Origin of the sequence: Kribbella sp. NBC_01510, from assembly GCF_045040325.1 — a bacterium.
In the GTDB taxonomy this organism is placed as follows: Bacteria; Actinomycetota; Actinomycetes; order Propionibacteriales; family Kribbellaceae; genus Kribbella.
Window position 1 is genome coordinate 8,987,022 of sequence record NZ_CP109418.1, and the last position, 24,695, is coordinate 9,011,716.

Genomic DNA, 24,695 nt, shown 5'->3' on the forward strand with positions numbered 1-24,695 from the left:
TCGAGCGTCAAAACCCGCCCTGCCGCACCGAAACCTTCGAACACGGGTTCGATCCGCCGGTGCAGGTCCACGATCCCGCTAGTGTCGCCCTGTGATTCGGTGGCGCGACGGAGTGGTGCGTGAGATCGGGCGGAGCTGGGCCGGTGCGGTCGAACTGACTGTGATGGTCGGTGCGCAGCCTGTGCGCGCTCTGGCCTATCCAGACCTGGTGGGTACGCCGGTCCCCGGCGACCGGGTGTTGCTGAACGTCGGTGCGCTCGATCGCGGGCTGGGGACGGGCGGGTACGCGCTGGTGGTCGCCATACCGGACCGGCTGCCTGCCGACGCGCCGGAGCGCGGTCACCTGGTCAAGGCTCGGTACACGCCGCTGCAGGCGATGGTGATGGGTGCGGACGAGCAGGACTCGCCGGATCACGACGTACTGCGGGATGCGGACGACCTGTTCCGTACGCCGGTGGTCGTGGCGGACCTGCACTCCGCGCTGCCCGCCGTACTGGCCGGTGTGTACGAGGCTCGGCCGACAACCCGGGTTGTGTATGTCATGACCGACGGTGGGGCGCTACCACTCGCGTTCTCGCGGACCGTGGCGTCGCTGCGGGACAGTGGCTGGCTCAGCGGGACAGTGACCGTCGGACAGGCGTACGGCGGGGATCGTGAGGCGGTGACGGTTCACACCGGGCTGTTGACCGCCGTACACGTGTTGTCGGCGGAGCTCGTCGTACTGACGCAGGGGCCGGGCAACCTCGGGACGGGGACTCGCTGGGGGTTCTCGGGTGTGCAGTCAGGTGAGGCGGTCAACGCGGTCGGCACGCTGGGTGGGCGGGCGGTGGCGTCGCTGCGGATCTCGGAGGCCGATCCGCGACCACGGCACCGGGGGATCTCGCACCACAGTCTGACCGCGTACGGCCGGGTCGCGTTGCAGCCGGCGGATGTCGTCGTACCCGATCTGCCGGGCGACTTCGGCGACGCGGTACGGGACGCCGCGGAGCCACTCAAGGCCAGGCACCGGGTCGTGCGGGTCGGAGTGGACGGGTTGTACGAGGCCTTGCGGGCCGCACCGGTGAAGTTGTCCACCATGGGCCGCGACCTCGATGGCGACCGCGCCTACTTCGAAGCCGCCGCCGCGGCCGGCCGGCACGCGGCCGGTCTGGTGGACGTGCCGTGATCATCACCGCGGCGGCTGTGCGGACACAGGACCGGACCACGGGGCTGGAGCGCGGCTGATAGGTGGATCTAGGTCCACCTGGAGTGTGGTCGCAGGACTCCTGATCCGGACGGCTTCTGCGGCGACGCTGGAAGCATGGCAACCATTGCTCCTGCGGGAGCCCCACTCACCGCTCGCTGGGCCACGTCCCTCTGGCTCGTCGCCGTGGGCGCGGGCGTCGCGGAGACGGTGGTCCAGGTCATCCACGCGTACGCCGACGGTGCCTCGACGTCGTCGCTCGCGGGTCAGATCGCCGTACGCGCGGTGATCTACGGCGCGCTGTTCGTGGTGATCGACCGCTACTTCCGGCGTGGGGTGCGGTGGTCCCGCTATCTGGTGGCCTGGCTTCTGGGCACGGTCGGGGTCGCGTCACTGGTGTCCGAACCGATCGGCTGGCTGATCCAGAACGGCGACCTCTCCACCGTCGACTGGTCCGCCACCTTCTTCACCATCGCCGTCCTCCGCTGGGTCCACCTCACCGCGGTCCTGACGGCACTGGCCTTCACCGTTCATCCCCAGACCGCCCGCTGGTTCCACCGCTGACACAACCGAAGGCCGGTCCCCCATTCGGGAGACCGGCCTTCGGAACGCTTGTACTACTGGCCCGGCTGCTGCTTGGGGGCCGGGAAGGCGTTCAGGATGTCGATGACCGCGAAGGCGTTGATCGCCTTGCCTGCCTGGTCCTTCGACGGCGGGAGCTCGACCAGGACGCGGCTGCCGATCGGGATGCCGGCGAGACCGTCGAGCGCACCCGTCTGGCCGGACGGGCCGGGGCCCACCTGGAGCTGGTCGGTCGGCGCACCCGGCTGTGCGGGCTGGCCGTTGGCGGCGGGCTGACCGTCCCAGGTGCTGGCCTGCTTCTTGCCGGTGTAGTCGTACACGACGTACCGGCCGATCAGCTGGCTGCCCTTCTCGATCGGCTTGCCCTTGCCGAGCGCGAACACGACCGGCTTGCCCGGCTTCGCCGGCGGCTTGGTGCCGGCCGCGACCGTCACCTTCGGCTCGGCGTTCAGCGGGCCGCTGACGGTGATCTTGGTCGGCGTCGACGGGGGAACCTCGCTCGCGTCGAGCGGGGTGTCGTTGGCGGACGCACCGACCAGGTCGACGACGAAGATCAGCGTGTCGTCACCCTTGATGCCGGCCTGCTCGTTGCCGGTCGACTTGTAGCCCTTGTCGGACGGGATGGACAGCATCACGCGGCTGCCGATCTTCTTCCCGACCAGGCCCTCGTCCCAGCCGGAGATGACCCCGCCGACCCCGATCGGGAATGACGACGGCGCACCGCGGTCGTAGGAGTTGTCGAAGACCTTGCCGTCGCGCCAGATCTGGCCGAGGTAGTTCGCGGTGAGCAGCTCACCCTTCTTGACCTCCGGCCCGTCGCCCTCCTTGAGGACCTCGGTCACCAGGGTCTTGTCCGGGTCACCTTCGCGGTGGGTGACGGTTGGCTTCTGACCGAAGTCCGAGGTCACCTTGACCCCGCCCGCCCCGAAATCGGACTTACCATCGGAGCCGCAGGCCACCAGGGATGCCCCCAGCGCCGCAACCGCGACCAGACTCAACAACTTGCGCACGAAACCAGCACCTCGATACATCCCGACGCGCTCCGCGCCGCTCGACTCAGGGGCAATAACGCCGCCCACCCTAGCCTGCACGTCCAACCGTGCCACCGGCCGCCCGAGTCACCGTTGCATCACACCACGTTCAGTCACAGCGCTCAGAAGCCGACTGCGTTGTGCGGTGCACGGTCCGGTCGCAACAGAGCGTCCAGCAGGGCTACACCCCCGGTGCGGTGTTCACCGATCCGCCCGGCGTTGGCCAACTCACTCGCGCGGACCCCACCGAGGTACAGCGAACCCAACTCGTTCACGCTCAGGCTGATGTCTGCCGACTCCTCAGCCGGCGAGCAGGTAGCTCCCTCCGGCGACGCATCCAGCCGCCAGCGCCCGGCGTTCCACCCGCACAGGTCGTCGGACACATCCAGGATCAGCGAACCACTCGCGGCGTACGTGCGAGCCGCCAGTGCTTCTCGTACGTCGAGGATCCGCAGCCAGAGGTTGTCACGTGTTCGCGTGAGCTTCAGCGCCCTGGGGTTGGTCAGCATCCAGCGGAGTGGTTCGTCGACCGGACGCCTGGCCGCGACAACCCGCTTGGTGAGGTCGAAGTCGAGCAGTAGTCCCCACAACGCCCGGTAGGCATCCAAAGTGAGCGCCTCAAACGCCTCGACCTGCAGTACGCCGACCTGCTCAGGGTCCGGCGACCATGGCAGCCGGAACAACGCCGCACCATCGACATCACCACTGGGGTCCCGATGCACGAGGTGATGCGCCGGTCCGGAGCCGTCCGCCGACAGAACACCCGTCGCGAGGCCGTCCCACTTGCCGGGCAGCGGACTGATCTCCCCCACTCGCACAGCCCGCACCTGCTCGTGCAAAACCGGCCAAACGCCGGCTGCGACCGTACCGTCCACCAGCTCGAGCGAACCCGGGTCAGCGAAGTCCGCACGGAAGGCGGTGTCGGTACGACGTACCTCCCACCGGTGCTGGAACGTCGCCGGAGCGAACCCGTACCGGCCGTAGATGGTGCCCTCACTCGCACTCAGCCCGGCCAGGTACTCACCACGCTGCCGGCAGTCGTCCAGCATGGCGGTCATGATCTTCCGCAACAGCCCGCGCCGCCGGTACGTCGGTAGCACCGCGGTAGCCGTGACACCGCCGAGCGGAACCTGGCGCCCGCCGGGCAGCGTGACCTGGACCGACACGATCGCCGACCCACCGGCGATCCTGCCGTCCACGAACGCGGCCTGCGGTCGGAACCAGTCGCTCTGCGCCTCCTCGACGTACTGGTCCAGCATTTCGTCGGTCGCTGGGACCTGCGGTGGCCAGGAAGCGTGACCGGCGTACCAGGCGGATGGTTCGGGCTCCTCCTGGGGGAGGCCGTTCACGTACGGCAGGACGCGCAGGTACTCCCTGGTCTCGGCCGGGGTGACCGGCCGGATCTCGATCGCCATGCGGATGTTCTACGCCGCGGGCGCCGGCCGGACACGTGATTTAGCCGAGGACTACATGCTGGCGATGAGTTTTTCCACGCGCTCGTCGTGCGACTTGAACGGGTCCTTGCACAGCACGGTCCGCTGGGCCTGGTCGTTCAGCTTCAGATGCACCCAGTCGACGGTGAAGTCGCGGCGACGCTCCTGCGCGCGCTTGATGAACTCCCCGCGCAGCCGGGCCCGGGTGGTCTGCGGCGGCACCGACTTCGCCTCGAAGACGCGCAGGTCGTCGACCACTCGGGTGACCGCGCCCTTGCGCTCGAGCAGGTAGTAGAGGCCGCGCGGCCGGTGGATGTCGTGGTATGCCAGGTCGAGCTGCGCGACCCGCGGGCTGGCCAGTCCGAGGTTGTTCTGCGACCGGTAGCGCTCGATCAGCCGGTACTTGATCACCCAGTCGATCTCGCGCTCGATGCCGGACAGGTCGCCGGACTCGATCGCCTTCAGCGTCCGCTCCCACAGGTTCAGCGCGCGCTCGACCGCCGGCGTCCCGAGCTCGCGCCGGTCGACGAAGTCGCGGGCCTTGTTCAGGTACTCGCCCTGGATGTCCAGCGCGCTCGCCTCGCGACCGTTCGCCAGCCGGACCTCGCGGCGGCCGGTCATGTCGTGGCTGATCTCGCGGATGGCGCGGATCGGGTTGTCCAGGGTGAGGTCGCGCATCACGATGCCGGCCTCGATCATCCTCAGCACGAGATCGGTGCTGGCCACCTTCAGCAGCATCGTGGTCTCGGACATGTTCGAGTCGCCGACGATCACGTGCAACCGGCGGAACCGCTCGGCGTCCGCGTGCGGCTCGTCGCGGGTGTTGATGATCGGGCGGGACCGGGTGGTCGCGCTGGAGACGCCCTCCCAGATGTGCTCGGCGCGCTGGGACACGGAGTAGACCGCGCCGCGCGGCGTCTGCAGCACCTTGCCGGCGCCGCAGATCAGCTGCCGGGTGACCAGGAACGGGATCAGCACGTCGGCGAGCTTGGCGAAGTCGCCGTGCCGGCTGACCAGGTAGTTCTCGTGGCAGCCGTAGCTGTTGCCGGCCGAGTCGGTGTTGTTCTTGAACAGGTAGACGTCGCCGAAGATGCCCTCGTCGTGCAGCCGCTTCTGCGCGTCGACCAGCAGACCCTCGAGGATCCGCTCACCGGCCTTGTCGTGCGCGATCAGGTCGGTGACCGAGTCGCACTCACCGGTCGCGTACTCCGGATGGGACCCCACGTCGAGGTAGAGCCGGGCCCCGTTGCGGAGGAAGACATTGCTGCTCCGCCCCCAGGACACAACCCGCCGAAACAGGTACCGCGCCACCTCATCGGGGGTCAGTCGGCGCTGACCGCGAAAGGTACAGGTGACGCCGTACTCGTTCTCCAGACCGAAGATTCGCCGGTTCACATCACCCACACTACGGCGCTGCTCCGACAACCGGGCCATGTCTCAGGCGCGCCGTACCCCGGTGTTACCCCATTGATGCGACCGGAGGCGCCATACGTCGGGTGTTCGAGCCCTAACCTTTCGCCTGTGATCGGCATCGAGCTGCATGTGTTGACGACCCGAACGGCCTACCTGTATGCCATCGGCCACGCCAACGGCACGGCGACAGTCATCAAGGGCCTCGGCCAGGCAGGCAGCACCTTCGCCGCCTTCTCCGACAAGACCTACTTCCGCTACTACGCCGGCGGCTCAGAAGCCCCAACGCTGTAGGGCGAATAACACCATCACCCTCGCCCCGGCCTTGCCACTCTCCGGAACATCCCGGTCACCTGGCGGCCTTTTGTTTCCGGAAAGCACGTGCGGTCTCACCCGGACCGGGGACAGCTAGAGGTCGACGATGTCGAGGAGTTGGCCTAGTTCTTTGGGGTCCAGGGCGCGGAGTTCGCCGGTGTGGAGATTGCCGCGGCGGACGGGGCCGATGGCGGTGCGGGTGAGGCGTTTGACCGGGTGCCCGATGGCGTCGAACATGCGGCGGACGATGCGGTTGCGGCCCTCGTGCAGGGTGATCTGGATGAGAGTGCGGCCGCGGATGCTGGAGATGACCTTGACGGTGTCGGCTTGGGCCGGGCCGTCGTCGAGCTGCACACCGTCGAGGAGTCTGCGGAGCACCCCGGGCTTGACGTTGCCTTCGACTTCGGCGACGTACGTCTTGGAGACCTCGTACGACGGATGCGCGAGGCGGTGAGCGAATTCGCCGTGGTTGGTGAGTAGCAGCAGGCCTTCGGTGTCGGTGTCGAGGCGGCCGATGTGGAAGAGGCGCTCCGGGCGGTCCTGCACGTAGTCCGCGATGCACGGACGGCCTTCCGGGTCCGACATCGTCGTGACCACGCCGCGCGGCTTGTTCAGTACGAGATAGACGTGAGCGCTGACCGGCGGGATCCGCTCCCCGTCCACCCGAATGACCGAAACCTCAGGATCCACCCGCACTCCGAACTCGGTCACCACCACCCCGTCGACCTCGACCCGCCCCTGCTCGATCAGCAGTTCGGCATTCCGCCGACTGGCCACCCCCGCCTGAGCCAAAACCTTCTGCAACCGAATCCCGGTCTCATCCCCCATCCCGCACACCCAAATCCGCCGCCTCGCGCCCGGCAATGCGCTCCCCCGCGTCGCCTACCGGCGCCGACTCAGCCTCGTCCACCGACTCTGCGTCGTCGGTAGGTGTCAGCTCAGCCTCGCCCACCGACTCCGCTGCGTCGGTTGGCGTCAGCTCGACCTCGTCCGCCGGCTCCGTGTCGTCGGTAGGTGTCAGCTCAGCCTCGCCCACCGACTCCGCTGCGTCGGTTGGCGTCAGCTCGACCTCGTCCGCCGGCTCCGTGTCGTCGGCTGGTGGCTGCTCAGCCTGATCGGCCGGCTCCGCTCCGTCGGTGGGCTCGTCCGTCTCCGCCGACGACTTCGTCGCGTCAGCGTCAGCCGACTCGCTTTCGTCACCAGGATCGGCGTCGCCGGACTCATGCTCGACCTCACGGTCGATCGGCTCGGTGGTGCTCCGATCCCGGTTGATTCCCGTCTCCACGTCGTCGGCCGGCGTCGGCTCGGCGTCGTCGGGGTCGACCTCGCGGTCGGCCGGCTCGGCGGTGGTGTGATCGCCGTCGACGCCGGTGGCCGGGTCGTCCGCAGCAGGTTCGTCGGCGGACGCCGTACCGGACTCCTCCGCGGCAGCTCGGCCGGCGGACGCGGTTCCGGACCAGTCCGTGGGCTCGGCTTCGTCAGTTGGCTCATCGGCGTCGGCTGATGACTGCCGTTGGTCGGCGCCCGGCTCGAGGTCGTCGTCGGGTTCGGTTGTGTTCAGGTCCGCGTCGACGCTGACGGCCGGCGACTCTTCCACGTCGGCTTCGGCGGGAGACGGCGTACGCGACTCGTCGTCTGCGTCCGGCGACGGAGTGGGTGGGAGGGTTTGGGCGGCTAGTTCGTCCTCGATGTCGTCCATGTCGGGGAGGTAGGGGGCCAGCTCGGGGAGGTCGTCGAGGGACTGCATGCCCATGCGTTCCAGGAAGTACGAGGTGGTGCGGTAGAGGATCGCCTGGGACTCGGTGTCGGCGCCGGCTTCTTCGACCAGGCCTCGGGCTACCAGGGTTCGGACGACGCCGTCCACGTTCACGCCGCGGATGGCGGAGACGCGGGCGCGGCTGACCGGTTGCTTGTACGCGACCACGGCGAGGGTTTCGAGGGCCGCTTGGGTCAGGCGCGCCTGTTGGCCGTCCAGGACGAAGCGCTCGACGTACGGCGCTGCCTCGACGCGGGTGTAGTAGCGCCAGCCGCCACCCACCTCACGCAGGTCGAATCCTCGGCCCTGCTCGGTGTACTCCGCTGCCAGTGTCGCCAGCGCCGCGGACACATCTCCCGTCGGGCGGCCGACTGCGCGGGCCAGCGTCAGCACGGGCAGCGGCTCGTCCGTCACCATCAGGATCGCCTCGAGCGCCCGGCGCATGGTGTCGTCGTCGATCACCACCTCGTCGCCGACCGGCACCTCCGTCTGCCCCGGCGGCAGGTAGTCCTCATCCCCCACCACGTCGTCACCCGGTACGTCGTCCTCCGGAGAAGCAGCCGGGTTGCCCGAGGAGGTCGCACCGGCTTGGGGAAGATTGCTGCCCGATTCGGGGGCAATAACCTCCCCGGACTCCACCGGCGATGTGGTGTCGTCGGCCTCCTCCGCATCCAGGACCGCGTTGTTCCTGGGCTCGGGTTCCACGTCCGCAGGCTGGGCGGTGGGGGTTGCTGTGTGCGGGGCAGCGTCCTCGGTGACGAGGGTCTCGGGGGTGGTTGGGGTTGGTTCGGTCACTGGTTTGCCGTCTCGGTGGGGTCTTCGGCCGGGTGGGGGGCGGGGTCGTCTTCTGCAGTGAGGGATTCGCCGGGTTCCAGGAAGGGGGTTTCGTCGGAGACCACAGGGGCCTCGCCGTCCTCGGGCTCGGGTTTGGATTCCTCGTCGAACTCGTCGGAGACGTCGATCTCGCCCTCGTCGGTGCCCGTCCAGCGAATCGTCAGCTCGCCCAACGGCGTCACCTGGTCGAAGATGACCGCCGATTCGCGAAAGAGCTCGAGCAAGGCAAGGAAGCGGCACACCGTCGTCACGGTGTCCGGCGAATCGGCCACCAGCGCGCGGAACGTCGTACTGCGTTGGCGCCGCAGCCGGTCCACGATCACCACAGCCTGTTCGCGGACCGTCACCGTCGGCGCGTGCAGGTGGGCGAGCGACACACCTTCGGGTACGTCGGTCTTCGGCGCCAGCGCCCGTGCTGCCAGCGCGGCCAGTCCGGCCGGGTCGATCCCGAGCAGCACCTCCGGCAGCAGCTCCGCGAACCGCGGCTCCATCCCGACGGCCCGCGGGAAGCGCCGGGCCTCCAGCGCCATCCGCTCCTGCGCCAGCGCCGCGATCTGCTTGAACGCGCGGTACTGCAGTAACCGCGCGAACAACAGATCCCGCGCCTCCAGCAGCGCGAGGTCCTCGTCGTCCTCGACCTCACCCTTCGGCAGCAGCCGAGCGGCCTTGAGGTCCAGCAAGGTCGCCGCGATCAGCAGGAACTCCGACGTCTGGTCCAGGTCCCACTCCGACCCGAGCGCCTTGATGTGGGCGATGAAGTCGTCGGTGATCACCGAGAGCGCGATCTCGGTGATGTCCAGCTTGTGCTTGCTGATCAGCTGCAGGAGCAGGTCGAACGGCCCCTCGAAGTTGACCAGGTGGACGCTGAACCCCTTGCCCTCAGCAACAGTCGACCCACCGTCGGTAGCGGGCAGGTCCAAGGGCAGCGAGTCCGAGGACACGGTCACTCCGGGCCCTTGAGCTCCGCGGCCTTGAGCCGCCGTACCAGCACCGAGTCCGGCCCGTGGTCGACGAAGTCGGCCAGCAGGACGTCGATCGCCTCGCGGACGATCCGGCCGCGGTCGGCCATCAACCCGTGCTCGGCACGTAGCGCGAGTCTGGTCTGTTCCAGGCCGAGCAGCTCCTCCTCCGTCACGTACACGGTGATCTTCGTGTCGTGCCGGACCCGACCGCTGGACTTGCGGTCGTCGACGACGGCTGTGCGCGCGCGAACTCCGCCCGGCGCCGGGCCGTCAGTGGTGGTGCGCTTCTCGGGTCTGGTCTGCTTCGGTGCCGCACCCCCGAAGAGTTCACTGGCACCTGGCAGGCTCACCCGGCGGGACAACGCGCCAGCACCTCCTTGGCAAGGTCGCGGTACTGGGTAGCCGCTTGGGACGAGGGGGCGTACGTCGTGATCGGTTCGCCGACGACCGTGGTCTCGGGGAACTTGACGGTACGCCGGATGACAGTGTGGAACACGCGCTCGTCGAAGGCCTGGACGACCCGGTCGAGCACCTCGCGGGCGTGCGTCGTACGCCCGTCGAACATGGTCCCGAGGATGCCGACGATCTCCAGCTTCGGGTTCAGCCGGTCCTGCACCTTGCCGATCGTGTCGGTCAGCATGGCCAGCCCACGGAGCGCGAAGAACTCACACTCCAGCGGTACGACGATGCCGTTCGACGCGGTCAGCGCGTTCACGGTGAGCAGGCCGAGTGACGGCGCGCAGTCGATCAGGATCACGTCGTAGTTCGGCACGATCGGCTCGAGCACCCGCTGCAGGGTGTACTCGCGGGCGACCTCCTGGACCAGCTGCACCTCGGCCGCGGACAGGTCGATGTTGGCCGGGAGCAGATCGAGGTTCTCCACCCGGGTCGGACGGATCACCTCGTCCGGGGTGATGTCGCGCTGCATCAGCAGGTTGTAGACCGACAGCTCCAGGTCGTGCGGCTGCACGCCGAGGCCGATCGAGGCCGAACCCTGCGGGTCGAAGTCGATCAGCAGCACCTTGCGACCGGTCTCGGCGATCGCCGCGCCGAGATTGATCGTGGTGGTGGTCTTGCCGACGCCACCCTTCTGGTTGCACATCGCGATCACCTGCGCCGGCCCTGTCTTCGTCGGCCGCTGCGGCATCGGCAGGTCGGGCACCGGCCGGCCGGTCGGTCCGATCTTGTTCCTCGGACCGTGCGCGTCATTCACAGGTGCGATGTCCTCCGCGGTGAGCTTGGCCGTCGGCCTCGGCATCTCCGCATAGTTGTCGGGTGGGGTCAGGTTCCGCTGCGGCTGCGCCGGGCGCGGAGAGGTGGTGCTGTTCGGTTGTGCCTCGTTCGGTTGCGCTGCTGCCGGTTGCGCTGCTGCCGGTTGCGTCGGGGCCGCGTGCCTGCCTGCCGGCGGCTCGTGGCCGTAGGAGGTGGACTGGTACGGCGCAGCGCCCGCCTGAGCGACCGTCGGCGCTATCGGTCGGGCCGGGGTCGGCAGGTGCTCGGTGCCCGGGAATGTCGACTCGTTCATGACTCGTCAAACCTTTCAACCGATACGGGCGATCCCAGCGACTGTAAGCGTGCATTCAAGCACTCTCAACCAGCCACTCCGCACCGGGGTGGGGCTGTTTGTCGACAAAGCTCCGGACCCGGCCGATCACCGCGTCCGGATGACCAACCGTAGTCAGATGATCGCACACCGTCCCCGGATCGACCGCATCGGGTCTACCGTTTCACGAGCCGCTCGTACGACGCGAACCGCCTGGTCCGTGCCACGTCTCGTGGGCTGACCCACACCACCGGGGCCTTGAACAGGCTATTTCCTGTGCCAACACCCGGGTTGCTGTTCAAGCCCCCAGCAACTGGCACGCGGACAGCGCGAGTCACACCCCACGCTCGACACCCTACGAGGACAGCGCCCTCGGATGGGACGTTGCGTAAACCTCGCGGAGCTTGTCGACGGTGACCAGCGTGTAGACCTGAGTGGTCGTGACTGAGGCGTGGCCCAGGAGTTCCTGGACCACGCGGACGTCGGCACCGCCGTCCAGCAGATGTGTCGCGAACGAGTGGCGCAGTGTGTGCGGTGAGATCTCTTTCGCGATCCCTGCGCGCTGTGCGGCCCGGCGCAGTACCGTCCACGCGCTCTGCCGCGACAGCCGACCGCCCCGCGCGTTGAGGAACAGCGCCGGCGTCCCGTGCCCCCGCCGTACCAGGTCTGGACGGCCGCGGACCTGGTACGCCGACAGCGCCTCGCGGGCGTACGACCCGACCGGGACGACGCGTTCCTTACTGCCTTTGCCCCGCAGCAGGACCGCACCGGACTCCAGGTCGATGTCGTCCACGTCCAGCCCGACCGCCTCGGAGATGCGGGCACCGGTGCCGTAGAGAAACTCCAGCAGCGCAGCGTCCCGGGTGGCCAGGACGGCGGGCTCCGCCTCCGCCCCGGCGGCAGCGGCAAGGATCCGCGTCACCTCGTCCACAGACAGTGCCTTCGGCAACCGTTGCGGCGGCGCCGGCGGCTTGACCGCGGCCGCGGGATCCACCGCGGTCAAACCTTCCCGCAAACAGAACCGATGGAACCCGCGGACGGCGACCACAGTCCGGCCCGCACTGGATGCGGTGAGTGGCGGATGGTCGGCGTCGCCCTCCCGCAACCGCATCAGGAAGTCGCTCACCACGGCCTCTGTGATCCGGCCGAGGTCGTCGATCCCGGCGGCCGCGAGGTAGTCGCCGTACCGGCGCAAGTCACGCCGGTACGACGCCAGGGTGTTCGCAGCCAGGCCGCGCTCGACCGTCAGGTGGTCCAGGTACGCGCTGACCGCCCGGGCGATGCTCAGACCAGCACCTCGTCGAGCTTCCGCTGGGGCAGGTTGTGCGCGTCGGCGACCGGGCCGTAGGTGACGTGACCGTCGAACGTGTTCAGGCCGAGCGCCAGGCTGTGGTCCAGCTTCAGGGCCTCCCGCCAGCCCAGGTTCGCCAGCTCGATCGCGTACGGCAGGGTCACGTTGGTGAGTGCGTACGTCGAGGTGTTCGGCACCGCGCCGGGCATGTTCGCGACGCAGTAGAACAGCGAGTCGTGCACCTTGTACACCGGGTCGGCGTGTGTGGTCGGGTGCGAGTCCTCGAAGCAGCCGCCCTGGTCGATCGCGATGTCGACGAGCACGCTGCCCGGCTTCATCCGCCGCACCATGTCGTTGGTGACGATCTTCGGCGCCTTCGCGCCCGGCACCAGCACCGCGCCGATGACCAGGTCGGCCTCGAGCACCGCGCGCTCGATCTCGTACGAGTTCGCGGCGATCGTCAGCAGGTGACCCTGGTAGATCCGGTCGGCCTCGCGCAGCCGCGCGATGTTGCGGTCGAACAGCTGCACCTGCGCCTGCATGCCGAGCGCGATCGCGGCCGCGTTCATCCCGGCGACACCCGCGCCGATGATCACCACGCGGGCCGGGTGCACGCCGGAGACGCCGCCCATCAGCACACCGCGGCCACCGCCGTTGCGCATCAGGTGGTAGGCGCCGGCCTGCGGGGCGAGCCGGCCGGCCACCTCGCTCATCGGGGCCAGCAGTGGCAGCGATCCGTCCGGAAGCTGGACCGTCTCGTAGGCGATCCCGGTGATACCCGACGTCAGCAGCGCCTCAGTGGTCTCGGCGCTGGCAGCCAGGTGCAGATAGGTGAACAGGACCTGGTCCTTGCGCATCCGGTGGTACTCCTCGGCCACCGGCTCCTTCACCTTGAGCACCAGCTCAGCGTCCGCCCAGACGTCGTCCGCCGTCGGCACGATCCGCGCCCCGGCCGCGACGAACTCGTCATCGGGGATCAGCGAACCGTCCCCCGCGCCTTGCTCGATCAGAACCTCGTGCCCGGCGCGCGCGAACTCGTGCACGCCGGACGGGGTGATCGCCACCCGATACTCGTGGTTCTTGACTTCCTTCGGAACTCCGACCTTCACAACTCGCCCTTCTTTCACAATCCAGGTGTGCGGCCCACGTCGTTGTGTCCGCGGCCCGGCGTGAGGGGTGATGCCAGGTCGCTGCTGAGTGTAAGCCCGCAAGGTTCATACCACCTGAACGGATGGTCTGATCGCTGCATGACTCGCGGAACACCCCCGGCGGTTCGGTTACACTCTTGTAAGACGCGGTGGCAGTCCGTGACGTTTGCACCGGAATCCCTTACCCCGCAGGCTTTGCGCAATCTTGACGCAATCTCTACTTCTGTCTTAACCCCAGTTTTGCACTGCCCCGAAGAGCGACGGTTCGTGCTCTTCCAGTACCCGCATTTCAATCGCTTCAGGGAAGGTTCTGACATGGACGCTGAGATCGCCCTCCCGGGCGGCAACGTCGGTGGCGCGGTCCGGGTCGGCGACACGGTGCGGCGCGCGACCGGCGCGTGGACGCCGGCAGTTCACAGCCTGCTCAACTACCTGGCGGACGCCGGCCTGACCGGCCTCCCGCGGGTGCTCGGGTTCGACGACCAGGGCCGCGAGATCCTCGACTACCTCCCGGGTACGTCGTACGGCCCCGAAGTACCCGATGACGTGCTCGCGGACGCCATGCGCTGGCTGGCCGGATACCACCGGGTCGTGGCGTCGTACCGGCCGAAGGGTGAGATCGTCTGGCGGACCAGCCGGGGTGAACTCGCGGCCGATCAGATCATCTGCATGCACGACTACGGGTACTACAACTGGATCGGCACCGAGTCCGGCTTCAGCGGCGTGATCGACTGGGACATGGCCGGCCCGGGCGTCCCCCTGGACGACATCGCCTTCACCGCGTGGAACACGGTCCCCCTCGCGCTGCCGATGGATCCCGCCTACCAGGCCGCGCGGCTGCGCCTGATGGCCGACGCGTACGGCGGCGATGTCTTCACGCCACTGCAGATCCTCGAGGGCGCTCCGATCCGGGCGCAACGATCGGCCCGCGTCATCCGCGCCGGCCAGGTTGCGGGCGACCCCGGCCTGCTCAATCTGGCCACGGTCGGCGAGCCCGAGCGCACCGAGCGTCGATTGACCGACCTGCGGCGCCGCGTTCCGGAGATCGCCGCCCACCTCTGACGTGACAGCGATCATTGACGGCCCCTCCAGCCGGTCGGGGATGCTTGGAATGGAGCCCGCCCGCTCCCAGTTGCACCCTGAGTAGGACGACGAGAGGAGTACGGCGTGGCGGTCGAACTGGGACGGTACGGGGTCTGGCACGGCCCCCAGCACTGGGGTCCGGAACTGGCGGCGGGGCTGGAGCAGGCCGGGTACGGAACGTTGTGGCTGGGTGCCTCCCCGGAGGCCGATCTGCGCGATGCGGAAGTGTTGCTGGCGTCAACGAACTCCGTTGCTGTCGGCACCAGCATCGTGAACATGTGGAAGACGCCGGCGGCCGACGTGGCGGCGTCGTACCACCGGCTGGAGGACGACTACCCGGGCCGGTTCCTGCTCGGGGTCGGCATCGGTCACCCGGAGCGCACCGGCGCGTACCGGTCGCCGTACCAGACCATCGTCGGCTACCTCGACGACCTGGACGACGCGAAGGTTCCGGTCGACCGGCGGGCGCTGGCCGCGCTCGGCCCGAAGGTGCTGCAGCTCGCGGCGACCCGGACCGCGGGCGCGCTGCCGTACCTGACGACGCCGGAGCACACCCGGGAAGCACGCCGTACGCTCGGCGGCGGAGTGCTGCTGGCGCCGGAGCAGAAGGTGGTGCTGGAGACCGATCCGGAGATCGCGCGCTCGACCGGTCGCGACTACCTGGCGTCGTACCTGCAGCTCAGCAACTACGTCTCGAACCTCGAGCGCCTCGGGTTCACCGGCGAGGACGTCGCCGACGGCGGGAGCGACCGGCTGGTCGACGCGCTCGTGCTGCACGGCACGGCGGTCGAGATCGCGGCGGGGCTGAAGGCCCATCTGGACGCGGGTGCGGACCATGTCGTGATCCAGCAACTGGGCCGGGAAGGAATCGACCTGCTGCCCGGGTACGAGGCCCTGGCAACCGTTCTCCAGTAGGGGTTCGCGGAGCCGTCCGACGACGCGCCTGTTCGCCGGACGGCACCCCCTTGATTCCCGGCCGGAACGGGGGAACATCGGCAGTAGATGCACCACACTTCGCGGTGCTCCTTGGAGGTGTTTCCCCATGACTGAGCGACACGAGTTGAGGTGGGGCGGCTTCGCCGGACTGGCCTTCGTCGTCCTGGCTCTCCTGGGCAGATTCCTGCCCGGCAACCCTCCGACCGTCGCCGACTCGGACAGCACGATCAGTGGCTGGCTGAACGACCACCGGACGACGATCCTGTTCAGCGCGCTCCTGTGGGCCGCCGCGGCCGGACTGGTGATCTGGTTCGCCGCCGCCTTCGCCGAGGCGATCCGGGAACGGAACGAGCGCAGTGACGTCCACCTGGCGCTGCTCGCGGGATCGGTACTGGTCGGCGCCGCGATCTTCGTGAACGCGGCACTCACCGCGGCGACCGTGTTCAGCATCGGCGGCCGGAACGTGGCGATCACGATGCTGATGTACGACGTCACCGCGGTGATGACGACGATGATCGGCGTCGCCGCCGCGCTCCCGCTGGCGGCGGCCGGGATCGGCGTGATGCGCACCCACCTGATGCCGAACTGGCTGGGCTATCTGGCTCTGCTGGCCGCCTTGGTGTCGTTCGCCGGCGCGTTCGGCGTGTTCGCCACCCACGGCGTGTTCGTTGCCGGCGGCACCTTGATGAGCACGATCCCGTTGCTGCTGTCCGCGGTCTGGATCGCCTGCGCGGGTGGCTTCATGGTCCGCGAGCACCTTCCGGAGGTGTCCACCGGGGAGGCCGCCGTACCGCAGATGTGATCCCGGGCCGGCCGCTTCAGCGCTGAAGCGTGAAGTCGGCGAAGTCGAAACCGGGCGACACCACGCACGACACCAGCACGGCCGCGTCTCCGGCCGGCCGTGCTGCCTGCCATGCGCCGGCCGGGATCACCACCTGAGGTTGTTGCCCCGTCGTCACATCCGGCCCGAGAGTGACTGCCTCGGCCACGTCCGGCGACTCGCCGTACTCCAGCGTCAGCGGGCCACCGGAGTGCCACAGCCAGATCTCCGCCGACCGGACGCGATGCCACTGCGACTCCTCTCCCGGTCCCAACAGGAAGTAGATCGCGGTCGCAGTGGCCCGGGCGCCGCCGTACCCGGGCGGCTCGAACTCCACCGCCGATCGCCACGTCTCCCGGAACCACCCGCCTTCCGGATGCGGCTCGAGGTCCAGCAACGTCGCCAACTCCGGCTTGTCCATGACGCCATTCTCGGACCTACCCCGGGTCGCCGAGCAGCGCTCGCAACGTGGCCTTGTCGGCCGGGTCGAGGGCCCTGACGAAGCGGTGCAGGATCTCCAGGCGATCCGAGCCCTGGCCCAGTGCGGTCCGCATCTGCTCCGCCGCGAACTCCGCGGTGCCCTTGGTCGGGCGGTAGCGAGCGCGGCAGCCGGCGGGTACCCGGGCGACCAGGCTCTTCCGGCCGAGCCTGGTCAGGATGGTGTGCACCGTGTTGTAGGCCAGGTTGCCGGCCATCGCGGCCTGCACCTCGACGGGAGACAGTGGTCCTTCGGCAGCCCACAGTGCGGCGAGCACTTCGCTCTCGAGTTCACCGGCGCCGCGTCGCGCCGGCGATCCGGTCCGTGTGTCCACGATCTCTTTGTACCGGCGGATTCCGCCGGCCCCCTGCCCCGGAAGGGTGAGCGGACGGGTGAGCCGAAGATCAACCTTGTGCACTTGTGAAACGGCTCGGAGACTCGGAGCACCCCAGCCCCGAACCCGCGAGGTGCACCATGCAAACCTTGTTGAGCGAAGTCGAAGGTCGCCATGCCGCGCTGCTCACGCTGCTGCGGACAGCCGCCCACCGCGGGTCGCCGGCCCAGCCCGGCGAGGCGCGGACGAACACCGACAGATTCCTCGCCCAAGCCAGCCGGCACACGGCCGCGGCGACCTGGATCCTGCTTCCGCCGGTCGCGCGGCATCTCCCGGCCGGGCGAGCCGAAGTGCGCGACCACCTGCGCGCGATCCGGCGGCTGGAACGGACGCTGGTGCGGGCGAAGGCCAAGGAGTACGGCCAGGCCCAGACGATCCAGGTGCCGTGGCCCTCGGTGTGGTCCGGCGTCCACCACCATCTCGGGCGGACCATCGCCGCCGAACGGCGGCTCGCCGCGATGCTCGGGGAGCACCTCGACTCCGACGACGAGGCTCGCGTGCGGGAAAGGTTCACGCGAGCCGTCGCCGCCGCGCCGACGCGGCCCCACCCGCACCTGCCCCACACCGGCTTATCGGGCCACGTCGCCCGGACGCTGTGCGCGAAGCTCGACGCGCTCTGGGACGAGGTGGAGGGCAGGGTCACGTCGGTGGCCTACTGAGCGTCGCTCGCCGCCAGGAAAACACTGCTGCCGAAGATGTCGTCCGCGGTCAGCGTGATGAGATCCTCCTTGCGCAGCGGGCGTCTCAGCTCGACCAGCCGCCGGGCCTGGCGGAGCCGGCACCGCTCGATCGCGTTGCGCACGCTGCGAGCGTTGGAGAAGCGCGGCCGCTGCATCCGCCGGGTCAGGTACTCCGAGAAGGCGGCCTGGGCCGCGTCGTCGAAGCGGAAGTTCTCCGACGTCAGCATCAGGTCGGCGATCTGGACCAGCTCCGTGTGGTCGTAGTCCTCGAACTCGATGTGATGCGGCACCCGCGAGCTCAGGCCGGGGTTCGCCGAGAAGAAGGTGGCCATCCGGTCCGGGTAGCCGGCGAAGATGACGACCAGGTCACCTCGCTCGTTCTCCATCTCGGTCAGCAGGATCTCGATCACTTCCTGCCCGTAGTCCCGTTCGTTGTCGGGCCGGAAGAGGTAGTAGGCCTCGTCGATGAACAGCACCCCGCCGGCGGCTCGCGCGATCGCCTCCTTGGTCTTCGGCGCGGTGTGCCCGATGAACTGGCCGACGAGGTCGTCGCGGGTGACGGTGTGTACGCGCGGCGCACGGATGTACCCGAGTGCGTGCAGGATCGCGGCCATCCTGAGTGCCACCGTCGTCTTCCCGGTCCCCGGCCCGCCGGTGAAGCTCATGTGCAGCGTCGGCCGGGACGACGTCAGTCCGAACTGACGGCGCGCCCGGTCCACCAGGAGCAGGGAGGCGATCTCGCGCACCCGGCGCTTGACCGAGGCCAGCCCGACCAGCTCTGCCTCGAGGGCGGCCAGGGTCTCCTCGACCCTGGCCGCGGCCTCGTCGACCGACAGGTCGAGCTCGGCATCATCCGTCAGCAACACCGATTCCTGCGCCTCAGTGCTCACTTCCGCAGGCGAGGTGGCGGCGGTGCGGGGAAACCCGAAGCCGGTCGGTGTGTCCACGGGGGTCACCCGTCCCCGTAGCGCGCTCCGGCCGGTCGCGTCGTGGCGTACGACGAGATGGCGTAGCGCTGGGTCCGGTCCGGCCCCTCGACCCGGGAGAGCAGGAAGCCGGGCTCCTCGGCGGGCCGCTGCACGAGGAACTGCATCGCGGTCGTCTGACGCCCGAGGCTCGCGTCGTACGCGAGGACCCGGACGTAGTGGTTCGGGTACGTCGCCCGGCACTCGTTGATCTGGGCAAGGACCCCGTCAGGTTCGGCGAGGTCGAACATCGGCAGGCCCCACATCTCCCAGTAGACGTTGCGTGGGTGCGGGTCGTCGGTGTACTCCACCGAGACCGGCCAGCCGTGCCGCAGGGCGTAGCGGATCTGGTCGGCGATCTCGTCGTCGGTGAGGTCGGGCAGGTAGGAGAAGGTCCCGTGGCGCAGTTGCATGGTGATGCTCCTCGAGTCGGTGCGGATCGGGGCTAGACGGAGGCTGTCGCCGTCGGGACGACGTCGGGGGCATCCGTGCTGGTGTAGTCGAAGGTGACGTCACCCCAGGTGGACAGCGCGGCCTCGAGCGGGGCGCAGGACTTGGCGGCGACCCGCAGGACGTCAGGCCCTTCGCGGAGCAGGTCGCGACCCTCGTTGCGTGCCTTGACCATGGCCTCGAGCGCGACCCGGTTGGCCTCGGCGCCGGCCGCGATCCCGAACGGGTGGCCGATCGTGCCGCCGCCGAACTGCAGGATGACATCGTCCTGGAAGAGGTCGAGCAGCTGGTGCATCTGGCCGGCGTGGATCCCGCCGGAGGCGACCGGCAGCACACCCGGCATCGAGGCCCAGTCCTGATCGAAGAAGATCCCGTTCTCCGGGTTCCTCGCGACGTGGTCCTCCCGCAGGGTGTCGTAGAAACCGCGGGTCGTCGCCGGATCGCCCTCGAGCTTGCCCACCACGGTGCCGGCGTGGACGTGGTCGACACCCATCAGCCGGCACCACTTCGAGATCACCCGGAAGCTCACGCCGTGCGTCTTCTGCCGGGTGTACGTCGAGTGCCCCGCGCGGTGCAGGTGCAGCAGTACGCCGTTCTGCCTGGCCCAGTGCGCCATCGACTGGATAGCGGTGTAGCCGATGGTCAGGTCGATCATCACGACGACGCTGCCCAGCTCCTTGGCGAACTCGGCCCGGTTGTACATCTCCTCCATCGTCCCGGCGGTCACGTTCAGGTAGTGGCCCTTGAGCTCACCGGTCTCGGCCACCGCCTTGTTCACGCCCTCCATCGCGTAGAGGAAGCGGTCCCGCCAGCGCATGAACGGCTGCGAGTTGATGTTCTCGTCGTCCTTGGTGAAGTCCAGGCCGCCGCGGCAGGCCTCGTAGACGACCCGGCCGTAGTTGCGGGCGGACAGCCCGAGCTTCGGCTTGATGGTTGCTCCGAGCAACGGACGCCCGTACTTGTTGAGCAGCTCGCGTTCCATCACGATCCCGTGCGCGGGGCCCTGGAAGGTCTTCACGTACGCGACCGGGATCCGCAGGTCCTCCAGCCGCAGCGCCTTCAGCGGCTTGAAGCCGAACACGTTGCCGATGATCGAGGAGGTCAGGTTGGCGATCGACCCCTCCTCGAACAGGTCGATGTCGTAGGCGATGTAGGCGAAGTACTCACCCGGCCGCCCGGGCACCTCCTCCACCCGGTAGGCCTTCGCCTGGTAGTGGTGGTTCGCGGTCAGCCGGTCGGTCCAGACCACCGTCCAGGTCGCGGTCGAGGACTCGCCGGCCACGGCGGCCGCGGCCTCGATCGGCTCGACGCCGTCCTGCGGCGCCACCCGGAAGACGGCCAGTACGTCGGTCTCCTTGGGCTCGTAGTCGGGATTCCAGTAGCCCATCCCGGCGTAGCTCTGCACCCCCGGGTCCCAGCGCTCCTTGGCCTTCGCGCCGTTCTCGGTCGTCGTCATCGGCTGCTCCCATCCGGTGTCTGCGTGATCCTTGGGCACCAGCCTGCTCCGGTGAAGCATCAACTACAATTGAAACTTCTCCGCTGACCATTAAGGGATAGGTACATAATGGATCTGCCGGCCGCGGCCACCTGGGGACGGCTTCAGACCTTCCTGGCCGTCTACGAAGGCGGAAGCATCCGCGCGGCGGCCGAGACCCTGCACGTCACGCCGCCGGCGGTGTCGGCCGCGATCTCGGCGCTGGAGACCGCGCTGGGCACCGCGCTGTTCAGCAAGGCCGGGCGCGGCATCGTGCCGACGGACGCCGGCGAGACGTTCGCGGCGTACGTCCGCAAGCTCCTCGGGCTGCTCGCCGAGGCGGCCGGCGCGGTGCACGACGCCGATCGGGGCCGGCTCCGGATCGGCGCGGTAGCAACGGCCAGCGAGTATGTCCTTCCCCGTCTGATGGCCTCGTTCGTCGACGAGCATCCGCAGGTCGAGCTGTCCTTGTCGGTCCTCCCCCGGGACGAGCTCTTCGCCCAGGCCCGCGACCATGCCGTCGATGTCGTGCTCGCCGGACGGCCGCCGCGCGGATCCGGCCTGGTCACCCGCGCCCGCCGGGCGAACCGGCTGGTACTCGTCGGCCGACCTGGACGCGACGACGATCCACTGACCAGCACCTGGTTGCTCACCGGTCAGGGCTCGGGCACGCGGGACACGACGTTGTCGCTGCTGACCCGGCTGCAGGCGGCGCCACCGCTGCTCACCCTCGGGACCTCGGGGGCAGCAGTCGCCGCGGCGCGCCAGGGACTCGGCCTGACCTTGGTGCACGAGGAGGCCGTGCGCGGTCAACTCGACGCCGGTGAGCTCGCGACGTATGCCGTACCCGGGACTCCTGTCGATCGCCCGTGGCACCTGTGCACGACCGCCGAACCGACCGCGGCGAGCCGGCTGTTCCTGCGGCACGTCTGCGATTCCGGGCGGGTGGGGGCGGCTGCGTTTCACACCCGGTCTCGCCCCCAGGGGTGAGTACGGCGGTGCCGCGCCGGGCGATGCTGCACTGCATGACCACGACGCTGCGCACCGATCTCCCCACTCTCGCCGACACCGCCCGTCGGATGACCGATGCCGGTCGCGGCATCCTAGCCGCCGACGAATCCATCAAGACCATGTCGTCCCGGCTGGAAGAGGAAGGCATTCCGTCCAGCCCGACCGCCCGGCGGGACTATCGCGAACTGCTGATCACCGCCGATGGGCTCTCGGACCGGGTCAGCGGGGTGATCTGGTGCGACGAGACGTTCGGGCAGGAGCTGGCCGACGGCCGCCCGTTCCCCCAGGCCGCGCGCGAGCTGGGCATCCTTCCCGGCATCAAGGTCGACACCGGCACGAGCAAGCTGCCCGGCGGCGGTGGCGCGCTGGTCACCGAAGGGCTCGACGGTCTGGGTGACCGGCTCGCGTCGTACGCCGAACGCGGGGCCGCGTTCGCCAAGTGGCGCGCGGTCTTCGATGTCGCCACGATCACGCCGTACTCGGCCCGGGCCAACGGTCACGCGCTCGCCCGGTACGCCGCTCTCTGCCAGCAGCACGGCATCGTCCCGATCGTCGAGCCGGAGGTCCTGTGCACCGGTGACCACGATCTGGGGGCATCCGCGCAGGCATCGAACCTTGCCCTGCGCGCCCTGTTCGACGAACTGGCCCAGGCCGGCGTCGACCTGTCCGGCGTCGTCCTCAAGCCGAACTTCGTGACTCCCGGCCTCGACGCCCCGGCAGCCACCGCGCGGACGATTGCCGCTGCCACCTTCGGCGTACTGTCCGAGACAGTGCCTGAGGCGCTGGCCGGTATCGCATTCCTCTCCGGTGGCCAGCCGACGGGCCACGTGTGCGAGTCTCTCCGCGAACTGCACCGACTCGGCGACCGCGCGTGGCCGGTCACGTTCTCCTTCGGGCGCGCATTGGTGAGCGATGCTCTGAGCACCTGGGGTGGCGAAGCCCGGAATGTGCCGAAAGCCCAGCAGGTCCTGGTGGACAACTGCCGTCGGGCCGGTCAGGCGACCCGCTGAACCGTGGGCTTCAGAAGGGCAGCTCGACCAGGACCGTCGTACCTCGCTCGGGGATCGATTCGATCCGCAGTGAGGCCTCGATCAGCGCGCAGCGCTCCGCGATCGAGCTGAGCCCGAAGTGCTGCGCACCGTCCGCGTCGCCCGCGCGGGCGGTCCGCCGTTCCTCCGGGTCGAACCCTTTGCCGTCGTCGGCGCAGCCGAACACGATCGAGTCGCCGACCCGCCGCAGCGACAGTACGACGCGATCGGCCTCGGCGTGCTTGACCGCGTTGGCCAGCGCCTCCTGGGCGATCCGGTAGAGCGCTGCGGCGACGTGGTCGGGGATGTCGTCGAGGGTCGCTGCGGGATCGACCAGCAGGTCGATCGACGGAGCACTCTCGCCACCCGCCGCCATCTGCACCAGGGACTCCATCGCCGCGACCAGGCCGAGGTCGTCCAGGACCAGGCTGTGCAGGCCGGAGATCGCGGCCCGCGTCTGGTGGTAGGCCAAGTCGGCCAGCTCCCGGGCGCTCACCAGCTCGGCCCGCGCTCGCGCCAGCTCCGCCTCCGGCACTCCGCCCGCGGAGTCGCGTACGGCGAGCTCGGACACGGTCATGTCCGCGGCCGAGAGGTGGAACGACATGGACGCCAGCGCGGTCGTGACCCCGTCGTGCAGGTCGAAGGCGATCCGCCGGCGCTCGGCCTCCTGGGCCGAGATGGCCTGCTTGATCAGGCGATCCCGCTCGGTCCGGTGCCGGTTCACCGCCAGCCACAGCTGCTCGGCGTGCAGCCGCAGACCGACCGCCGCGGCGTACCGCTCGGCGCGGGCGAGGTCGGCCGGACCGAAGGGAACGCGCGGACTGCGATGGGCCGCCAGCACACCGACGATGTGGTCCTCGAGCCCTCGGAGCGGAACGCACATCCTCGCGACGGTCTGCCGGGGCTCGAGACGGAGCAACTGCCGGTGCAGCGCGTTGCGCGGCGAGTCGGACGCGAGGACGACGGGCGTGCCGTTGCGGGCCACGAGACCCGTCACCCCGAATCCGACCGGCATACTCAGCGCGGCCGTCGACGGATGGGGCGGCCAGATGTCGGCGACCGTGAGCTCCTGACCGTCGCTGGCGAGCAGCAGCACACCGTCGGCCTCAAGAAGTCGGGCGAGCTCGGCCGCCGAGGGGACGGGCCCTGTCTCGGCGGTCAATGGAACAGACCCTCGCGGAGCGCGACGGCGATGGCGCCGCTGCGGTCGGAGACCCCGAGCTTGCGGTACAGGCCACGGATGTGGGTCTTCACCGTGTCCTCACTGACGACGAGCTTGCTCGCGACACCACGGTTGGAGTGGCCGGAGACGAGCAGCTCCAGGACCTCCGACTCGCGCTGGGTGAGTCCGAGGTGCGCGCCCGGCCAGAACTCGCCCGCGCTGAGCCTGGCGGCGGACAGTGCGACGCGTCCGGCCAGCGCAGGGTCGATGACCGTCTCGCCCTCACGCACGCGGCGCAGATGCCCGACCAGCTCCTGACCGTCGATCCGCTTGAGGATGTAGCCCGACGCACCGACTCTCAGCGCCTGGTACAGGTAGTGCTCGTCGTCGTACACCGTCAGCAGCACGACCTTGGTCTCCGGATACTGCGCGGTGATCTGGCGGCAGAGGTCGAGCCCGCTCTCCTTGCCGATCCGTACGTCGCACAGCACGACGTCGGGCCGTTCGTCGGAGACCAGCGTGAGGGCCTCCGCCGCGGTCGTCGCCTGGCCGGTGACCACCACCTGGTCGACGAAATGGCCGAGCATCGCGACGAGGCCGTGCAGCACCATCTCGTGGTCGTCCACCAGGACGAGTCGCAGCGGGGTCGGAGTCGTGGCCGGCATGGGCCAAGAGTAAGCGGAGACAGCACGATTCCCCCACGATCACGAGGATTCACCCGCATCT

26 protein-coding genes are annotated in these 24,695 nt (G+C 69.1%); 9 read left to right on the forward strand and 17 right to left on the reverse strand.

Features of this window, described 5'->3' with window-relative positions:
- The first annotated feature begins 91 nt into the window (after positions 1–91).
- Both OG558_RS43730 and OG558_RS43735 read left to right on the forward strand, forming a co-directional pair.
- On the forward strand, positions 92–1,165 hold the full coding sequence (locus OG558_RS43730; RefSeq protein WP_405068292.1) for a DUF3866 family protein: 1,074 nt from the start codon (positions 92–94) through the stop codon (positions 1,163–1,165).
- 135 nt (positions 1,166–1,300) lie between these two features.
- Positions 1,301–1,747: a hypothetical protein gene (locus OG558_RS43735; protein WP_405068293.1), complete on the forward strand. Its 447-nt coding sequence runs from the start codon at positions 1,301–1,303 to the stop codon at positions 1,745–1,747.
- A gap of 53 nt (positions 1,748–1,800) precedes the next feature.
- Here OG558_RS43735 and OG558_RS43740 read toward each other — a convergent pair whose 3' ends face one another.
- From OG558_RS43740 to pafA, 3 genes are all read right to left on the reverse strand, one after another.
- On the reverse strand, positions 1,801–2,775 hold the full coding sequence (locus OG558_RS43740; protein WP_329480330.1) for an FKBP-type peptidyl-prolyl cis-trans isomerase: 975 nt from the start codon (positions 2,773–2,775) through the stop codon (positions 1,801–1,803).
- 143 nt (positions 2,776–2,918) lie between these two features.
- On the reverse strand, positions 2,919–4,211 hold the full coding sequence (locus OG558_RS43745; RefSeq protein WP_405068294.1) for a GNAT family N-acetyltransferase: 1,293 nt from the start codon (positions 4,209–4,211) through the stop codon (positions 2,919–2,921).
- A gap of 51 nt (positions 4,212–4,262) precedes the next feature.
- Positions 4,263–5,624: a Pup--protein ligase gene (gene pafA / locus OG558_RS43750; protein WP_405068295.1), complete on the reverse strand. Its 1,362-nt coding sequence runs from the start codon at positions 5,622–5,624 to the stop codon at positions 4,263–4,265.
- 126 nt (positions 5,625–5,750) lie between these two features.
- Between pafA and OG558_RS43755 the strand changes: the two genes are divergently transcribed.
- The gene (locus tag OG558_RS43755; protein WP_405068296.1) at positions 5,751–5,933 is read left to right on the forward strand and encodes a hypothetical protein; all 183 of its coding nucleotides are present in this window, start codon (positions 5,751–5,753) and stop codon (positions 5,931–5,933) included.
- A gap of 114 nt (positions 5,934–6,047) precedes the next feature.
- On the opposite strand, the gene OG558_RS43760 is transcribed toward OG558_RS43755, so the two are convergent.
- From OG558_RS43760 to ald, 7 genes are all read right to left on the reverse strand, one after another.
- Positions 6,048–6,782, reverse strand: a complete 735-nt coding sequence (locus OG558_RS43760; protein WP_405068297.1) for a pseudouridine synthase — start codon at positions 6,780–6,782, stop codon at positions 6,048–6,050.
- Positions 6,772–8,415, reverse strand: coding sequence for an SMC-Scp complex subunit ScpB (gene scpB, locus OG558_RS43765; protein ID WP_405068299.1), 1,644 nt, complete (start codon positions 8,413–8,415; stop codon positions 6,772–6,774). Before scpB ends, OG558_RS43760 begins: the two co-directional genes overlap by 11 nt.
- Before the next feature lie 86 nt (positions 8,416–8,501).
- Positions 8,502–9,485: a segregation and condensation protein A gene (locus OG558_RS43770; protein WP_405072295.1), complete on the reverse strand. Its 984-nt coding sequence runs from the start codon at positions 9,483–9,485 to the stop codon at positions 8,502–8,504.
- Positions 9,486–9,487: 2 nt separating this feature from the next.
- Positions 9,488–9,868, reverse strand: a complete 381-nt coding sequence (locus OG558_RS43775; RefSeq protein WP_328519013.1) for a hypothetical protein — start codon at positions 9,866–9,868, stop codon at positions 9,488–9,490.
- Positions 9,853–10,764 carry a ParA family protein gene (locus tag OG558_RS43780; RefSeq protein WP_328519012.1) on the reverse strand — a complete coding sequence of 304 codons (912 nt, stop codon included), beginning with the start codon at positions 10,762–10,764 and terminating at the stop codon, positions 9,853–9,855. Before OG558_RS43780 ends, OG558_RS43775 begins: the two co-directional genes overlap by 16 nt.
- Before the next feature lie 640 nt (positions 10,765–11,404).
- On the reverse strand, positions 11,405–12,337 hold the full coding sequence (xerD, locus tag OG558_RS43785) for a site-specific tyrosine recombinase XerD (RefSeq protein ID WP_405072296.1): 933 nt from the start codon (positions 12,335–12,337) through the stop codon (positions 11,405–11,407).
- On the reverse strand, positions 12,334–13,449 hold the full coding sequence (ald, locus tag OG558_RS43790) for an alanine dehydrogenase (protein WP_328519009.1): 1,116 nt from the start codon (positions 13,447–13,449) through the stop codon (positions 12,334–12,336). Before ald ends, xerD begins: the two co-directional genes overlap by 4 nt.
- A gap of 354 nt (positions 13,450–13,803) precedes the next feature.
- Here ald and OG558_RS43795 point away from each other — a divergent pair, with 354 nt between their 5' ends.
- The 3 genes from OG558_RS43795 to OG558_RS43805 all read left to right on the forward strand — a co-directional run bounded on the left by OG558_RS43795 (position 13,804) and on the right by OG558_RS43805 (position 16,309).
- Positions 13,804–14,550: a phosphotransferase gene (locus OG558_RS43795; protein ID WP_405068300.1), complete on the forward strand. Its 747-nt coding sequence runs from the start codon at positions 13,804–13,806 to the stop codon at positions 14,548–14,550.
- A gap of 105 nt (positions 14,551–14,655) precedes the next feature.
- Positions 14,656–15,486 carry an LLM class F420-dependent oxidoreductase gene (locus OG558_RS43800; protein ID WP_405068301.1) on the forward strand — a complete coding sequence of 277 codons (831 nt, stop codon included), beginning with the start codon at positions 14,656–14,658 and terminating at the stop codon, positions 15,484–15,486.
- A 127-nt stretch (positions 15,487–15,613) separates the two neighbouring features.
- Positions 15,614–16,309 carry a DUF4386 family protein gene (locus OG558_RS43805; protein ID WP_329480351.1) on the forward strand — a complete coding sequence of 232 codons (696 nt, stop codon included), beginning with the start codon at positions 15,614–15,616 and terminating at the stop codon, positions 16,307–16,309.
- Between the two features lie 16 nt (positions 16,310–16,325).
- Here OG558_RS43805 and OG558_RS43810 read toward each other — a convergent pair whose 3' ends face one another.
- Both OG558_RS43810 and OG558_RS43815 read right to left on the reverse strand, forming a co-directional pair.
- Entirely contained in the window at positions 16,326–16,748 is a 423-nt protein-coding gene (locus tag OG558_RS43810; protein ID WP_329480353.1) for a cupin domain-containing protein, read from the reverse strand.
- 16 nt (positions 16,749–16,764) lie between these two features.
- Positions 16,765–17,139, reverse strand: coding sequence for a BlaI/MecI/CopY family transcriptional regulator (locus OG558_RS43815; RefSeq protein WP_405068302.1), 375 nt, complete (start codon positions 17,137–17,139; stop codon positions 16,765–16,767).
- A 140-nt stretch (positions 17,140–17,279) separates the two neighbouring features.
- On the opposite strand from OG558_RS43815, the gene OG558_RS43820 reads away from it, so the two are divergent.
- Entirely contained in the window at positions 17,280–17,858 is a 579-nt protein-coding gene (locus OG558_RS43820) for a hypothetical protein (RefSeq protein WP_405068303.1), read from the forward strand.
- Here OG558_RS43820 and OG558_RS43825 read toward each other — a convergent pair.
- The 3 genes from OG558_RS43825 to OG558_RS43835 all read right to left on the reverse strand — a co-directional run bounded on the left by OG558_RS43825 (position 17,852) and on the right by OG558_RS43835 (position 20,750).
- On the reverse strand, positions 17,852–18,769 hold the full coding sequence (locus OG558_RS43825; RefSeq protein ID WP_405068304.1) for an AAA family ATPase: 918 nt from the start codon (positions 18,767–18,769) through the stop codon (positions 17,852–17,854). The genes OG558_RS43820 and OG558_RS43825 overlap by 7 nt on opposite strands.
- Before the next feature lie 62 nt (positions 18,770–18,831).
- Complete coding sequence (locus OG558_RS43830) at positions 18,832–19,257, reverse strand: ribulose bisphosphate carboxylase small subunit (protein ID WP_328519001.1); 426 nt, start codon at positions 19,255–19,257, stop codon at positions 18,832–18,834.
- Positions 19,258–19,289: 32 nt separating this feature from the next.
- Positions 19,290–20,750: a form I ribulose bisphosphate carboxylase large subunit gene (locus OG558_RS43835; RefSeq protein ID WP_405068305.1), complete on the reverse strand. Its 1,461-nt coding sequence runs from the start codon at positions 20,748–20,750 to the stop codon at positions 19,290–19,292.
- A gap of 108 nt (positions 20,751–20,858) precedes the next feature.
- On the opposite strand from OG558_RS43835, the gene OG558_RS43840 reads away from it, so the two are divergent.
- Together OG558_RS43840 and OG558_RS43845 are read left to right on the forward strand one after the other, a co-directional pair.
- Positions 20,859–21,758 (forward strand): LysR family transcriptional regulator, encoded by a 900-nt coding sequence (locus OG558_RS43840; RefSeq protein ID WP_405068306.1) that lies wholly within the window; start codon positions 20,859–20,861, stop codon positions 21,756–21,758.
- A 35-nt stretch (positions 21,759–21,793) separates the two neighbouring features.
- Positions 21,794–22,789 carry a class I fructose-bisphosphate aldolase gene (locus tag OG558_RS43845; protein ID WP_405068307.1) on the forward strand — a complete coding sequence of 332 codons (996 nt, stop codon included), beginning with the start codon at positions 21,794–21,796 and terminating at the stop codon, positions 22,787–22,789.
- 10 nt (positions 22,790–22,799) lie between these two features.
- Here OG558_RS43845 and OG558_RS43850 read toward each other — a convergent pair whose 3' ends face one another.
- A complete protein-coding gene (locus tag OG558_RS43850) occupies positions 22,800–23,969 on the reverse strand; it encodes a GAF domain-containing protein (protein WP_329480367.1) in 1,170 nt (389 codons plus the stop codon).
- Positions 23,966–24,634 carry a response regulator gene (locus OG558_RS43855; protein WP_405068308.1) on the reverse strand — a complete coding sequence of 223 codons (669 nt, stop codon included), beginning with the start codon at positions 24,632–24,634 and terminating at the stop codon, positions 23,966–23,968. Before OG558_RS43855 ends, OG558_RS43850 begins: the two co-directional genes overlap by 4 nt.
- Positions 24,635–24,695 lie beyond the last annotated feature (61 nt).